The sequence below is a fragment of the Asticcacaulis machinosus genome, assembly GCF_028550435.1.
GTDB classification, from domain to species: Bacteria; Pseudomonadota; Alphaproteobacteria; order Caulobacterales; family Caulobacteraceae; genus Asticcacaulis; species Asticcacaulis machinosus.
In genome coordinates this window covers 693,667-708,353 of the sequence record NZ_JAQQKV010000001.1, presented here as the reverse complement: position 1 = coordinate 708,353, position 14,687 = coordinate 693,667, and the positions used below count along the sequence as shown (strand labels likewise).

11 protein-coding genes and 1 pseudogene are annotated in these 14,687 nt (G+C 56.6%); 10 read left to right on the top strand and 2 right to left on the bottom strand.

Going from position 1 to position 14,687, the window contains the following annotated elements:
- Positions 1 to 28 precede the first annotated feature (28 nt).
- The 7 genes and pseudogenes from trbJ to PQU98_RS03335 all read left to right on the top strand — a co-directional run.
- The gene (gene trbJ, locus PQU98_RS03365; RefSeq protein WP_272743463.1) at positions 29 to 748 is read left to right on the top strand and encodes a P-type conjugative transfer protein TrbJ; all 720 of its coding nucleotides are present in this window, start codon (positions 29 to 31) and stop codon (positions 746 to 748) included.
- A gap of 21 nt (positions 749 to 769) precedes the next feature.
- Entirely contained in the window at positions 770 to 1,987 is a 1,218-nt protein-coding gene (gene trbL, locus PQU98_RS03360) for a P-type conjugative transfer protein TrbL (RefSeq protein ID WP_272743462.1), read from the top strand.
- A 3-nt stretch (positions 1,988 to 1,990) separates the two neighbouring features.
- Positions 1,991 to 2,695 carry a conjugal transfer protein TrbF gene (gene trbF, locus PQU98_RS03355; RefSeq protein ID WP_272743461.1) on the top strand — a complete coding sequence of 235 codons (705 nt, stop codon included), beginning with the start codon at positions 1,991 to 1,993 and terminating at the stop codon, positions 2,693 to 2,695.
- Positions 2,696 to 2,829: 134 nt separating this feature from the next.
- Positions 2,830 to 3,609: a P-type conjugative transfer protein TrbG gene (gene trbG, locus PQU98_RS03350; RefSeq protein ID WP_272744483.1), complete on the top strand. Its 780-nt coding sequence runs from the start codon at positions 2,830 to 2,832 to the stop codon at positions 3,607 to 3,609.
- Positions 3,602 to 4,684: a TraB/TrbI/VirB10 family type IV secretion system protein gene (locus PQU98_RS03345; RefSeq protein ID WP_272743460.1), complete on the top strand. Its 1,083-nt coding sequence runs from the start codon at positions 3,602 to 3,604 to the stop codon at positions 4,682 to 4,684. Before trbG ends, PQU98_RS03345 begins: the two co-directional genes overlap by 8 nt.
- A complete protein-coding gene (locus PQU98_RS03340) occupies positions 4,677 to 4,889 on the top strand; it encodes a DUF2274 domain-containing protein (RefSeq protein ID WP_272743459.1) in 213 nt (70 codons plus the stop codon). The genes PQU98_RS03345 and PQU98_RS03340 overlap by 8 nt, the downstream gene beginning before the upstream one ends.
- Positions 4,890 to 4,988: 99 nt before the next feature.
- Positions 4,989 to 5,144 (top strand): annotated as a pseudogene (locus PQU98_RS03335) (IS5/IS1182 family transposase); the annotation flags it as partial.
- 43 nt (positions 5,145 to 5,187) lie between these two features.
- Here PQU98_RS03335 and PQU98_RS03330 read toward each other — a convergent pair.
- Positions 5,188 to 6,285 carry a hypothetical protein gene (locus PQU98_RS03330; RefSeq protein WP_272743458.1) on the bottom strand — a complete coding sequence of 366 codons (1,098 nt, stop codon included), beginning with the start codon at positions 6,283 to 6,285 and terminating at the stop codon, positions 5,188 to 5,190.
- Between the two features lie 31 nt (positions 6,286 to 6,316).
- On the bottom strand, positions 6,317 to 8,272 hold the full coding sequence (locus PQU98_RS03325) for a DNA/RNA non-specific endonuclease (protein ID WP_272743457.1): 1,956 nt from the start codon (positions 8,270 to 8,272) through the stop codon (positions 6,317 to 6,319).
- 139 nt (positions 8,273 to 8,411) lie between these two features.
- Here PQU98_RS03325 and PQU98_RS03320 point away from each other — a divergent pair, with 139 nt between their 5' ends.
- From PQU98_RS03320 to PQU98_RS03310, 3 genes are read left to right on the top strand one after another with little or no spacing between them, the layout of a single operon-like run.
- Positions 8,412 to 9,509 (top strand): trypsin-like peptidase domain-containing protein, encoded by a 1,098-nt coding sequence (locus tag PQU98_RS03320; RefSeq protein WP_272743456.1) that lies wholly within the window; start codon positions 8,412 to 8,414, stop codon positions 9,507 to 9,509.
- Positions 9,510 to 9,518: 9 nt separating this feature from the next.
- On the top strand, positions 9,519 to 11,534 hold the full coding sequence (locus PQU98_RS03315; RefSeq protein ID WP_272743455.1) for a trypsin-like serine peptidase: 2,016 nt from the start codon (positions 9,519 to 9,521) through the stop codon (positions 11,532 to 11,534).
- Positions 11,531 to 14,608, top strand: coding sequence for an ATP-binding protein (locus PQU98_RS03310; RefSeq protein WP_272743454.1), 3,078 nt, complete (start codon positions 11,531 to 11,533; stop codon positions 14,606 to 14,608). Before PQU98_RS03315 ends, PQU98_RS03310 begins: the two co-directional genes overlap by 4 nt.
- Positions 14,609 to 14,687 lie beyond the last annotated feature (79 nt).

Genomic DNA, 14,687 nt, shown 5'->3' with positions numbered 1-14,687 from the left:
AAAACCTTAAGCAATGGAGCTATTCGTTATGAAAAAGAGTGCCTTATTCGCTTTATCTGCTTTCGCGCTTACAGCCGCGCCAGCGGTGATCGTCACAGCTCCCGCGCAGGCGCAGATGGTGGTTTACGATCCCAGTAATTACGCCCAGAGCGTCCTTCAGGCCACCCGCGCCTTGCAGCAGATCAATAACCAGATCCTTAGCCTGCAAAACGAGGCGGTGATGCTTCAGAACATGGCGAAGAACCTGAAAAAATTCGACGTCAGCGCGCTCGCCGGCCTAAACAAGAACATCGCCGCCATCGACGCGCTGATGAAGGAGGCCAAGGGCATTGCCTTGAACCTCGATGCGACACGTCAGGCCTTTTCCCTCCAGTTTCCCGGTGCCTATGGCCGCGACCTCAAGTTCAGCGATCTTCTGTCGGGGGCGGAGACACGCTGGAAATCCGTCATGGATGCCTACAGTCACACCCTGAATGTACAGGCCCAGATTTCCGAGACGCTAGCCGATGACGCTGCCGCGCTGAACCACATTGTCTCCGCTGCGGAAAGCTCGGACGGCGCGCTGGAGGCGCAACAGGCGTCAAACCAGCTTCTCGCCCTGACCGCTAAGCAACAGATGCAAATTCAGTCCCTGCTGGCGGCGCAGGGGCGTGCCGAGGCGCTCGACGCCGCGCGCAAAGCGGAAGCGGAAGCCGCCGCCAAGGCTGCCACTCGTCGTTTTCTCGGGTCCGGCAAGGCCGGGCAGTAGCTTTATTCAGGACGCGCAGTCATGGCCGATCTCAACATTATCGACACTTTCCTCGATACCTTTCTGGCCTATCTGGACTCCGGATTCGGCCTTCTGAGAGGCGATGTCGGACATCTCGCCGCCATCCTCATTGCCATCGACGTGACGCTGGCCGCCCTGTTCTGGGTGATGGACGAAGAGGCGCACCTGTTCGGTCGCCTGATCCGCAAGGTGCTCTATGTCGGCGCCTTTGCTTTCATCATCACCCACTTCAGTTTCCTCGCCGAAGTCATCTACGACTCGTTTGCCGGTCTGGGCTTGCGGGCAGGCGGCGGCGGGGTGTCAGCCCACGACCTCCTGCGGCCGGGGAGACTGGCGGCTACGGGCTTCGAGGCCGCGCACCCCTTGTTGGAGCAGATCGCCGACCTGCTGGGCCTCGACACGTTTTTCGGTAATCTCCTGACCATTGTCGTCCTGTTGGTCGCCTGGCTTCTGGTCATCCTGTCCTTCTTCCTGCTGGCCGTTCAGCTTTTCATCTGCGTGCTGGAATTCAAGCTGACGACGCTGGCGGGCTTCGTGCTGGTGCCCTTCGCCCTGTGGAACAAGACAGCGTTTCTGGCCGAACGCGTCCTCGGCAATGTGGTCACCTCCGGTATCAAGGTCATGGTCATGGCGGTGATCGTCGGTATCGGCTCAGGCTTTTTCGACACCTTCATCACGGCGTTGGACGGTGCGGAGCCCGACCTGATGCAGGCCATGACGCTTGTGCTGGCCTCATTGACCCTTCTGGGCCTCGGTCTGTTCGGTCCGACCGTCGCATCGGGTCTGGTGTCGGGTGCGCCGCAACTTGGTGCGGGTTCAGTTGCCGGTACGCTCGGCGCGGCGGCGGGTGCAGCTCTGCTGGCCGGGGGCGCGGTGTCGGGTGCAGCCCGCGCTTTGGCCGGAGTCGGCGGTGGGGGGATGCAGGCGATTTCCTCGGCCGCGTCCAAGTTTGGCGGCGGTTCGGGCGGTTCGGGCGGGACGTCGGGTGGCGCTGGGGCGTCGCCGCCCCCGCCACCGCCGCAGCCGTCGTCATCCGGCGGCGGGGAGAGCAGCCCGACGAGCGCATCGCTCTCAGATGGAGCGACACCGCCGGCTTGGGCGAAGAAGATGCAATCTGAGCAGCGCACGCGCGCCCGCATCCAGATGGTTCAGGCCGCCATCCTCGCCGGCGATCAGGCTTCCACTTCGGCATCCCCCAATCTCTCGCAAAAGGACTAAGCCATGTTCAAACGTCCCGTTCAACGCTACGGCGTCACCCCGGAGCCCGTCACACCCTACCAAAAGGCGGCGCAGGTCTGGGATAACCGCATCGGCTCCGCCGTCGCGCAAGCCGCCAATTGGCGCCATCTGGCGCTTGGCGCACTAAGCCTCAGCTTCGGCCTGGGCGGCGGCCTTATCTGGAGCACCACGCAGAGCCGGGTAGTGCCCTATGTCGTCGAAGTCGATGGTCTGGGTGCAGTGAGGGCGGTAGGGCCGGTCACGACCGCCTACAACCCGACCGACGCGCAACTGGCCTGGCATCTCGGCCGCTTCATTACCCTGGTTCGCTCCCTGCCGACGGACCCAGTGTTGGTCAGAAGCCAATGGCTGGACGCCTACGATATGGCCAGCGGTGAAGCGGCGACCTTTCTCAGCGAGCACGCCCGGCTGAACGATCCCTTCGCCAATGTGGGCCGCCAATCCATCACCGTTGCGATCACCAACGTCGTCCGGGCTTCGAAGTCGTCGTTTCAGGTGAAGTGGACAGAACAGGTCTTTGAAAATGGTCAGCTTGTCCGTTCCAGCCGCTGGACCGCGATTGTCGGCATCAAGGTTCAGACGCCGACGCGCGAAGAGACCTTACGCAAAAATCCACTCGGCCTTTACGTCACCGACCTCGCCTGGTCGAGCGACTACGCCCCCGAACTGTCCAAATCCAATCCCTGAAGGAGAGACCAATGAAGCCGCTTGTCCTGTGGGGCCTATTGCCCCTGTCTTTGGCCACGACAATGGCCGTGGCCAGCCCGGTAAAGAAGCCCCCGGTCAAATACACCGTCGCGCCGTCTGAAGCGTCGGTTCGCGTGGAGAAGTTGCCGCCCACCGGTCGGGTGGACGCGGCCAACCGGGCGGCTGTCCGTGAACCGGCGACTGAAAGCTATCTCAATGCGATTCAGACCTATCCCTATATGGAAGGGGCCCTCTACCGCGTCTATTCTGCGCCGGATCGCGTAACCGACCTCATGCTGGAGCCGGGAGAAATCGTGCAGGCGATTTCTGCGGGCGACACGGCGCGTTGGATCATCGGCGACACCAAGAGCGGCGAAGGTGCCGCCACCCGCACCCACATCCTGATCAAGCCGCACACCTCCGGGCTGAAAACCAACCTCGTGGTGCTGACGAGCGTCCGCACCTACCACCTCCAGCTTGAAAGCACGCCCTCGACCTATATGGCGGCCGTCTCGTGGCGCTACCCCACGCCGCCTATCGTGAAGATGGAGGCCACTCCAAAACCTGCGGTCGAAACGAAACCGCAAGGTTTCGATATTGCTAAACTGAATTTCCAATACGTTATCGAGGGGGCGGCTCCGTCATGGCGACCGCGGCAGGTATTCGACGACGGCAGTAAAACCTACATTGTCTTCCCGTCCACATCGACCACGTCTGCCGCCCCACCACTGTTTTTGATATCCCCCACCGGCGAGGCCCAACTTGTGAATTACCGCGTCGAGCCGGGATACTATGTAGTGGACCGACTGATTGAGGTGGCCGAACTGCGACTGGGAAAAGCACCCCAAACGGTCGTGCGACTGCGCCGGGCAGATATCCCGGCGCCGGCTTCAAAGGGACGTCGCAATGACTGAGCCCAAAGCCACAGAAAAGCTAGATCCGGAAACACTCGTGCTGAGGGCCAAGCCACGTCGCGCCGTCCGGTTCCGCCGAAACCTGCTGATCGGCGCCGGTGCCGTGGGCGCGCTGGCCTTGGCCGGCGTTACATGGATCGGCCTGTCACCGCCCATGATCAAAGCCGTAGCGACGGCGGAGAAAGGCGCAGACCTCGAAAATCGTGTGCGCCCACCAACGGAAACCCTGAGCGGTCTGCCGAAGACCTATGCGGATGTGCCGCAACTGGGGCCGCCGTTGCCCGGCGATTTAGGTGGCCCGATGCTGGAAGCACAGCGAGCAAAACTGCCGCAGGTGCCTGAGCCATCGGACGTAATGGGGCGACCGCAGCCTGTTACGGCGGCGAGCCCGGCGGTTGAGGCGCGTACGAGCGGGCTATTCGTATCGGTATCACAGCCTGTCCCGGCCCATACGGTTCTGGGGGCAGTAAATCCCGTATCGGTCATGCGGAACGCCCCTGATCTTGAAGTGGCCGCCGGTACGATCATATCCGCCACGCTCATCACGGGCCTGAATTCCGACCTGCCGGGTGTCGCTCTGGCCCAGACTACAGAACCGGTTTTCGATAGCCGAACCGGACGGACGATGGTCATTCCCGTAGGAAGTCGCCTGATCGGTCGATATGAGCGCGCCACAGGCACCCGCCAGCAGCGGATCAATGTGAGTTGGGACAAGCTGGTACTGCCAGATGGGCGGGTCTTGATGCTAGTTGATAGTTTAGCGGCTGATGAGGCGGGCTATGTCGGGCTCAAGGATAGAGTTGACTATCATCCCACCGCATTGGCCAAAGGCGTCGGTCTGTCGACCATTCTCGCACTCGCCGATGGCCGTGACGCCGGTGAGGAAGGTGAACTGACCCGAGCTATTCGCGAGGCTTCTGGTCGGACCCTAAACCAGACCGGCCAGCGGATCGTTCAACAGGCCGTCGACGCACCGGCCACGATCACCGTTCGTCCGGGTTGGCCCGTCCGGATCATTTTGACTAATCCCCTGTCTCTTGAATTCGACTTGAAAGGGGAAACAGCCAATGGCTGACCTGAAATTGCCCAAGCTGCCAGATCGCACGCCGGTCAAGCTGACAATCGTTATTGGCTCTGAATTGAACGAAGCTTTGAAAGCCTATGCAGACCGCTATGCCCAAGCTTATGGGGCCAGGGAACCAGTTGTAGAGCTAATTCCTTTCATACTTGAAGCATTCTTGGTGAGCGACAAAGCCGGAGGTAGACCAGGACGACGATAACGGTGCGGTACGCCGTGTCCAATCTGAACAGTGCGAACGTCACCGTGCTTGGGCTAGCGTCAAGCCCATGCCAAATCGCGTCACATAAGATGGTTCTCGTACAGGAACGGAAATCTCGTCGAACGCTTCTTCAGCAAACTCAAACACTTCAGGGCCATCGCTACTAGATACAGCAAAAGAGCCGAGCACTACCTCGCCTCGGTCAAGCTCGCAGGCATCCCTATCTGGTTACGATTTAATGAGTCGGTGACCTAAATCATTTTGAAGGCGCAGCGACGGTAAGCGCCGCCGCCGGGCTTCAAAGTTGCAGCTCTTCTTCCGGGTATGACTCGTCGAACGGAAACGATGCTAGATAACTTTGAAGCCGCACTCTATGCGGTGCAACTCCCTCGCGCACGAGCTTCGGAGTGAAATCGTCCTCCAACTCGGACGGAAGTGGGAGGGCACCCTCCACATAGGAGTCGTTTAGGGCCTTTACGATACGCGCGCGGTCTGTGTTGGTGAAGTCCAGGCTGGTGCGAACCGCTTTTAAGGCTTGACCTAGAAGCGCCTTAGCTTGCTCTTCCGAACCGGCGTACTTGGCATCAAGGGCCGCATCAAAAGGTTGCTTGATATAGGAGAAGGACGTGTAGTCGTCGCGTTTCTCGACGCATTGTACGTGTAGGACCATGTAGTCCTGAGGTGGGAGGGTCGATAAGTTCTCTTGTGTGTCTCCGAAACGCAGCCCGTCCGGCGTCATCCAGAGCTTTTCGGGCGGCACTGAACCTGCCGTCTTCTCGGATAGGAAAATATAGCCTGATTTCAGCGGGGCGGCGCCTCCGCTGGCTGTGAAGCTCTGATGGAAATAGAGCTTGGGAACCGCCGCGCCCGCGCCTAAGAGGTTCTGAATGCCTTCGGCTACAGATGCGGTAAGTTTGATCATTTCCCCGGCGGGCGCACTGCTCGCTTTTGAAGCGATGTCACTTAAGACGCCCGCGAAGGCTTTTACGAGATCGTCGGCTTTCATGGACACCAGTCCGCAATCCAAGCCGATGGTATTACCTCGAAACGGGATCAGTGGAGTCAGCGGGTAGTTAAAGGGAATGGTTTTGTTGATTTTGGACTGGGGAATTTCCAGAGCGTTCTTACCCGAGACATTGGAAAATTCCTGTGTCTTGTCGGCATAGGTCGTCTGGACCAGCGAATAGACAAGTGGGTAGCGGGTTGTGAACCAGACATTATTCTGGCGAAGAAAAAGCTCGCTCAGCCATAACCGAACGTAATGACGTTCGGAGACAACCGGCACACCCGTCTGTGGTGCCTCGGTTATGACATTTCTGTCCAGTAGATTAATGGCGGTGAGATGCTTTGCGTCGCCGTCCACCCAGGACGCGAGCCATTTGAAAAGGTTTGCCATCGGACTTACCCAGAGCTGATGAGTTTGGACACTATAAGATTAGGTCTTCGTAGGAGCCGATCGGAACGACCCTTAAATATTCGGTTTCGGAGAGATTGCGAGCGCTCTTCTTGAGCGGGTCGGCATCCACTGGCAATCCGAAGGTGATGTCGGTGTGCTTTTCGATCATGTCGATCGGAACCTGAAACTGGTTAAAATCACCGAACTCGAAGCTTTCAGTAAGGGTTCTGACAAAGTCCGCTTGGCCAAGGACGTATCCGGTTGTGTGCAGCCGCCTTTTATCGGCTGCCACCATGACTATGACTTTCCAGAAGGCCAATGGCACTTGTATGCCGTCACGCTCCTTTAATTCCGGATCGTCGGGCTTCAGAATAGGGCCGCAGAAAACAGTTGCCCGGAACCCGAAGGTCCGAGCTGAATTCAAAACATAGTCTTCAAGTCCCAGCCACCGCTGCTTGTTACGGTTCAGTAGGGCGTGTTGAAGAGCGGCGTTAGTGTAATGGAACGTGTCAGTATCCGCGAGTTCGGCGGTTGCCTGATCACCCCAGTTTGGATCTTCACGGCGAACGAGATGCCCCCTGTCGAAATCCCCAGGGAAGTCCTTTCGGGTGAGTTGAAGGTCTTCGGCTATCCGCAGATCGGCGAACCACTTATCATCGCCCCGCTTTATCTTGACTGACTTTCGCCCATCGATATTGACAGCGGTCAGGCGAGGGGCGCGACGAACTTTGGAATATAAGACACTGAAATGGGTGTATTTGAGTTCGTGCGTACCCGGCTTACCGATCAACTCGGCCAATTCGTCTCCAGGCGGTTTCGGCAAAGGCAGCTCGAAAACTATAGTCTCAGTTTTCAGGAAATTGGGGTCATATCCGTCGCGTCCGTCAAAGTGCCCCACGTCGTGCTTCCCATCTGATTGGCCTTCCCCGTCGGCGGACGAAGGCATGGGCTGGTTTACCGGCACACTGGTGTTTCTTAAAGCATTCCTAAGCGATGCGACGGAAACGGCGTAATTCGTCTCCAGGTACTCGCCGGCAAAGTGCAAACCAAGAACTCGGCCTTGATCGTTGCCGTCAAGAGCTACGATTGCCGAGCCCGAACTACCACCGAGCGTCGAGGCGTCGTGTGATATGAGGGTGTTTCTGCCTACCGCTTGCGTCACGTAACCCGGTGCGATCCGTTTCTTCCCAAACACCGTTCCGAAAATGTCGCGTTGTGCTGATCCATCATTTCTTGAATCCCGGGCGGGGTAGCCGACACTGGCAATCAGCTCGTCACGAAGAGCCTCCCGATCAGCTAACTGAAGACGTGGTCCTAAATGCGCACTGTCCTCAAGCTCCAGGACGGCTATATCGGGGTGAGTGTCGGCGGCCAGATATCGGACCGATTTTACGGACGCTTCAAAAACATCCGCAGTTCTTTCTTCCTGGCAGAAATCGACAACGGCCCCCAGTGGGGCGAGGGACGGCAGCCGACTGAACACGGCAGCTCCACCGGCGCGTCTTTCAGCGAACGCATTTGCCACATGCCGGTTGGTGATGGCTAAGGGTTTGCCGTCGTCATTCTCAACCAGCCACACCGTCCCAAGCCACGTTTTCGTCGGGTGGTTGATCGCTCTGATCCGCCCGGTCGAGCGGAAAAAAGGCTGTAAGGCGGATGCAGATTCCTTGATGTTAACTGGGAAGGGCGCGCCCGATTTCCAGTTGATTTCATTAGCTTGAATGAGATAGCTCGGACGGCCAATCCGCTCGATTATGGCCTCAAGAGCGAAGTTCCGTCCGTCGTCAGTTGACTCCAGCCTCGATCCGGCGGTCACATGCTTGCCTTCTAGCGCCGCTACGAGATCATCCGGTGAGATGCCGGCGCTCAACAGTAGCTGGCCGGTATAGCTGTCACCATCATAGGCCTCGTTCTTGAGACGATCAGCGAAATCTGACGCAGTCTCCAGGATGCGCGATGCACGTCTAAGGCTTTCTTCGTTCGACACGGATTTTCCCCCCGTAGCTGAATTTACCCCTCATTAACCACGAAACTAACCGATAAAGTTGATCGCGTCAAAATAGATTCTGCGCAATTGACTTCAATTTTTGCGCGCATATTATCGGCGACGGCGGGGAGGCGTATCAATGTCAAGTGCGCGCGAGAAAATGGATCGTTTGCTTTTGCCTGTTTTAGGCGAGGCGCATCTCAGTCGACAGTCAGTGTCTGAACGGGGGCGGATTACAGACGCCCGATGGTACGGTTCGGCGATGCTGCTTGCTGCCATGCTGGATCAATCAAAGGGCGAACTCACAGATATTGAAGGGCTCAGGCTCGAACAGGAACTTGAAAGATCGGGAGAGTTTGCGGCAGAGCTCATTCGAGCGCGTGATGTGCCTGCAAGCGCTGCTGGCAGCGTAGAATTGCAGGCGCTGATTGAAGCGGATGGCTCAAATCCCGCCACGCTTCTACTAAATGGGCGGCCGTCCATCCGTAACGCACTGGATACACGGGTGCGGGATTTCTTTCTGCTCGATGGCACGCAAGAGGCTGTATTGGCTACCGGTAGAATTTTCGGAAATGCACGCCATGTCGGCACAGGTGTGCTTGTCCGGCTTGAAAAAAACGGACAATCTCTTGAAGGCGTCCTGACGGCCCGTCATGTCGCTCAGGCTATGTCCCATCGGTCAGGCGCCATGTTTGCCGACGCTGCGATTGATTTCTTGGGTGAGTTCGGAGGGAGCGGACAGAACGCTCATACCCTCACGGGCATCCTTGAGTGCTCTGCTGACGAAATCACCGACACTTCTCCGATTGATACCTTCGACTATGCCCTGCTGAAAGTTGGTCCACCCCTGTCAGAAAGGCCGCTTCCCAGTCCAGCTTCGATCGACATACGGCCAAGGCCTTCGGCTGGAGGACAGATCGCGATCGTGGGATATCCAGCGAAACCGGAACACGTGAGATCTAACCTAGATCCAGATTCGGTATGGTACAGGCTGTTCGAGGGCATCTGGAATGTGAAGCGCATGATGCCAGCGCGGATTTTTACTCCCGCAGACCGCCCCGAAGTCAGTACCCTCGACGCAAGGACGTTCTTGCACAACGCAACGACAACGCAAGGCGCTTCCGGTGGTCCCATCCTGACTGCAGCGGGAGGCCGGGTCGGTGCTATCCATCTTGGAGGGAAGGAAACGGATGGCAATACCGGGCAATGGCTTTCAAGCATTGTTTCTGATCTGTAGGAGCCGGCTATGTTGGATGACGCCGATCTGAACGCCCTGGAGGCCTTTTTTCCACAGTCCGTACCGGCCCTGGACCGTACATTTCGCCGATCGCAGGACGGTCGTGACCTAGAATATGGGATCGCTGAAGTAGTTAGCGAACGACACCAGGGCGGCGTTGCCGCCGCACTACATTTTGCCAATCAGAACCTGTTTCTAAAAAAATTTCTCAACTGTGCATTTCAGGACCGACTGATTGACGACGAAGGCGAGCGGAGCCGACGGTTTGTTGACGCCATCGCTCGTCATTTTAGCGTCTTTGAAAACTACTTACCTCATGTGGTTGTTACCAACTCCGGAGACGGCCAGGAAGGGCCCAATATTGACACGGGCGTTCTTTGGGGAATTCTAAGGGATGTACCGCGCTACATATGCCGAATAGAGTCTCAAGGAACCCCCTTTGGAACTGGCCTGTTGGTCGGACCCGATCTCGTCCTGACTGCTGCTCATGTGATTCAGGATGTATTCGACGGGCAGGCGTTCACCAAACCCATTGGCAAAGAGGAGTTCACCAAACCGATTGGCGTGCGCTTCGATGTGCTCAGCAGCAACCCGCAGGGTGGAGGTCCCTATATCCCAATAGATACACTGATTGACGCCGACGTTACGCGAGCGTTTCCGCAACAGCCTGACGATGATATCGATCAACTCCAAATCGGCGAAGAGGACGTGGCGCTTCTGCGGCTGGCCGAGGCACCTGGACACAGGCGTGGCTGGTTAGACCTATCCAGAGCTCAGCCTCCGGTAGCGGGGGGGCATAACAGTGTCGTGTGCTTCAGCCACCCTTTAGCTGGTGACCAGCGAACCAGTTTTGGACTGGTGCCGCGCACCCTGCCGCAAAGGTTTCACCACACCTGCGTCTGCCTCGGGGGAAGTTCCGGAGGGGGTATTTTGAACGGAAATGCCCGACTAGTGGGAGTCCACCATGGGCGGGTATTGGGTTCAGATCCGGCGACATTTATTGCTGGAGGGGGACAACTGCTGGCGAGATGGGGGGCCGAACATGCAACCGTGCCAACAGGTGTGGTCCCGGTATGGGAGGTTTTAAGAAGTGGAGGGGCGGGCACCGGGTATCCCATAATCGGTATGGAGCGCATTCTGTCGGCAGTCCTTAGGGAGCAGGAAGCGGCAGGTGCCAATTTTGGTCTGAGAATGTCAGGGAGGGACGAGGGCTCAGAACCAACCCCACCCGAAGCGACCAACGGTGTCCAAGGCGCAAGGCAAAGGGTGTGGGTGGCTAATCTAAACCACACCGCGTCCAGAGTTCTCTGTGATGCCCTCCCTGAGACACTTCCAGCCGACAAGGCCATCGTTGTTCCAATTCACAGAGCGGTTCTTCATGATGTGTTTCGTGTTGCCGCTGAGCGTTTCGCGCTGCCGGGTTCTTCCGGTTTCGTATGCGAGATACTAAAGCTGCTTGCCGACCGCGTGACGCCGGCACCTTTGGAAGGGGATATCGGTGAGAATTTTACAACTGATATCAAGCGAGCGCTTTCTTTTGAAACGCTTTTGAACGATCGGTACGGCAGCCTACCGTCGAACAAGCTTGTGTGGACGGTCGTTCAAATCAGTACCCTCAAGCTCGATGGAGAAATGTCTGAGGCGCTTGCCCATCTCTACCGTGCCGCACTCTCTGTGCCCGGCGATCGAGGGCGTCTTGTAATAACCGGCTCCGATCGAGCGATTGCCGATGTTGTCCGCGACATTTTGAAAGATCGATCCGACATTGGCGTAGAGATCTGGGAAGGTGACCCTCTCACAACCGAGAACTTGAGTAGTTTTCTACATAGGTTTTTGAAGGGGGCGTCGGGCGGCGTCGCCCCGGCTTTTAAAAGGCTTGTGGAGGGATTTCTAGAGAAACCGGACTTTTTTCTGGACCATCTTCAATCGCAGGCTGCGGCAAGTAATCGCACTCCTTACGAGGAACTCATAGCGTTTCTCGCTAAATATCATGCCAAGGGACTGATGTTGGAGGCGGTGTCATGAACGGGAAGAATGAAGAGACAATAGCCGATTTCGCTGCCCTGTTTGCCGCTGCTGACAAAGAGGCACATACAGCAAAGGTGGAGGAAACCAGTCCGGATCTGGTCCAAGATGGTCTGAGATACGCGTCCGTCAGCGGTTGGTTCGACCCTATGGTGATTTGGCAGCGCCTTGCGTCGCAATCGCTTGGGGCTGCCCCACTGGAGTGGATTGGTAGTCTCCGAAGAATGAGTTTTGTAGATCCCGAAACCCCTAATCGCTGGATGTTGCTAGACCAGTTTAGGTTACCCGAGCTTCAGAAGCTCTCTCAGGCGGGTACTCTACACGAAACAGCGGAGTCGATGGCACAGGACGTCTACAGCAAGACCTTGGCCCGGTTGTTGTCTTCAAGGGTACAGCTTGCGAAGGAGGACAGTAGTACCCTCCCAGTTGTGAAAGATGTGGCGAGGTGGTTGACCGAGATCTCGGTGCCCGTGTCACTTCCTAGTGCCGCTGAAATCACCGGAACGCTGGAGCAGAATTTGCGTGATGCAGAACTCGAACGCCTCAGCCGCGGCATGGTCGGTCGCGAAGATGAGCTTAGAGCGCTTCATGCGTTCGTGAGGCAAAACTGGTCTTTGCCACCAAGTTCCTTACCTGTATTTTGTCTAGAAGGGATGGGAGGTATAGGTAAATCTACTTTGGTCGCCGGTTTTATCCGCGATCGATTGCCGTTGATTGACCCTGAAGCCATTGTGATTTGGATCGATTACGATCGCCTACGCATCCGCTCAGAGGACGTCACAACGATTGCGCTCGACATCAGCCGCCAGCTTAGTTGGGCTCTGCCGCATCTGGCTGAGCAAATGGCGGAGGCCCGCACTGAATTGCGAAGATTCCGTCCATCGGGCTTGGCTCCGAGCGCGTCCGAAGTATCACGAGAGTACACGTCAGAAAGAACCTCTAGCAATCTGACGTCTAATATCTTGTCTCGGCATATTTCCATGCAAAAAGGGAAGATTGAGCGCCCCGTCTTGCTTGTTCTCGACACACTCGAACACCTGGAACGTGCGCCTGTTCCTCAGCACGATGTCGTACACATGTTGCATGCTCTGCGGCGGGACGCGTTGCTGCGGATGGTGGTGATTGCGTCCGGTCGTCGGGCATTCTCGACAGGTTTTGGTGGGACGCCCGTTGTTGAGCCGGAGGAGCATCTGCGTGAACTCACAGGCCTCTCAGTTGAGGGTGCAAGAGCATTTTTGCAGAAACGTGAGACTATCAACTCCGAAAATATCGAGAAACTTCTGAAATCTTTTGAACACCTGGACGAAAGAGCCTTTCGCCAGACTATCGGTGTGCCGCTAATTTTAAGCCTACTAACCAGGCTCGTAAGCGAAGGTGCCGTTGATCTGACCTCGTCAGACACTCGAAGTATCCAAGACGCGGTAAACGCTGAGGCGGTAACGCAGTATCTTTACGGTCGCGTGCTGAACCATTTGCCTGATCAACTGGCTAGGTTTGCGACGGCCGGACTTCTTCTGCGTGAGGTGTCGGCTGAGATGTTGAAAGCCGTGGTTTGGCCGGTTATCCGGATGGAAGAGTACAACAAACATCCGGAGCCGTTATTTGATAAGATTTTTGCTCAGCTCGTGGCCGAAACATGGCTGGTGGATGTGGTCGCCAGTTCAACTCCTATGCGTGTGAAGCACCGGCCGGACTTGCGGCGATTGATGCTTCAAAATTTATATACAAGCGGCGATACGCGCAGCCAGGCGCTGCGCATCAACAACGCTGCATTGGCTTGGCATCGCACTCAGATAACTGCAGCGACCAGTACAGAACTGACATTCCACCGCACCGGCGTTGTCTACTATGCGGTTGCGGCTGCCACTTTAGGCGGCAGCATGCGAAATCTTAGATCCGGCGAACTCAGGGCTAACGGTGTTGACCTCCAAGGACTCCTCTATGATTTTCCAGAAGGCCTTCGACCCCTGGTTCAGGCCCTGATGGGCGTGTTTGATCAGCCCGACAAAATCCCACAATTGCTAGGCCAGATGAATTCAGCCCTTCGCAGTTCTGTGATCGTTGATTTAATGAAAGGCTTCGAACGGCGGCGAGAGCCCGTTGAAGGGCTGAAGTTCGCTGGAGGGCTTCCCGTGGAGGATCGCGGCCGAACGCCGACGATGGCGAGAATGGTTTTGCGGTCGTTTATTGCGTCTGGTCGATGGCACATGGGCGTTCGGGTTGCGGCTCCACTGGTAAGCGATCCGACTTTACCTGCGCTGAATTTCGGTTCCGCTAGACCGTATTATCTACCATGGTTTGCCGCATATCTTGCTCAAGATATGAGAGGAAAAACCATTGCCGAAGAGTTGAAGCAGCATGCGGAAGGTGTCCATTCGAGGGTGAACCAATGGTACCTTGCGTTTGGAGCAATTTTCGGCCGCTTTGATAACCCAAGCAAACCAGATGATGAGTTGTACGATCTTCTTATGGCCTTGGGATCGAGTCGCAAAGCGCACCGCCAGACAACCGATAATTTACGCTTGATTAGAGTGTTGGGCCGGTTGCAGCAGCGGCGGCTATTTCAGAACCGTGATGTGTCTAAATCAGACCTGGAGCTGGTCATGCGTCGCGGCGGATACTCCTTCCTGCCCAAGAGCTTGATGAAAGATGCGCGGGACTTAAGCGCAGAGCAGGTTTTGACTTTGCTTGTGGAACACGAAAATGAACAATCCGATAGAGGGTACTGGAGCGCCGATAGTGGTGCCATCGTCAAACGGTCCGAAGATTTTGTTATGCCTTTAGCATCAGTTCTGGAAACTTACCTTTCGGATCAGACTATTGCGTACCGCTTATCGGATTATATGTGGCGGTGCTGGCCGATTAAACCTTACGATCTCAGGCCGTCAAAATTCTCTGAAGAGTGCAGCACCCCGCGAGGTGCGCGCCAGGCCCTTCGAACCCTATGTTCGTTTGCCGATCATACTGGACAGATGTCTCGGCTAATCGATATAGCGCAACGCTTGACCGGGCAGGATAAAGACATCCGCCGAATTCGGTTATTTTACGTTAAATGGGAGGCAGCTTTTGGTTGAGGTGTGAGAATGCTCTCGTACAATAAACAGCATCATGCCTTGAGGTGACGGATTTTCCAATATGCAACCCAAGCTGGCA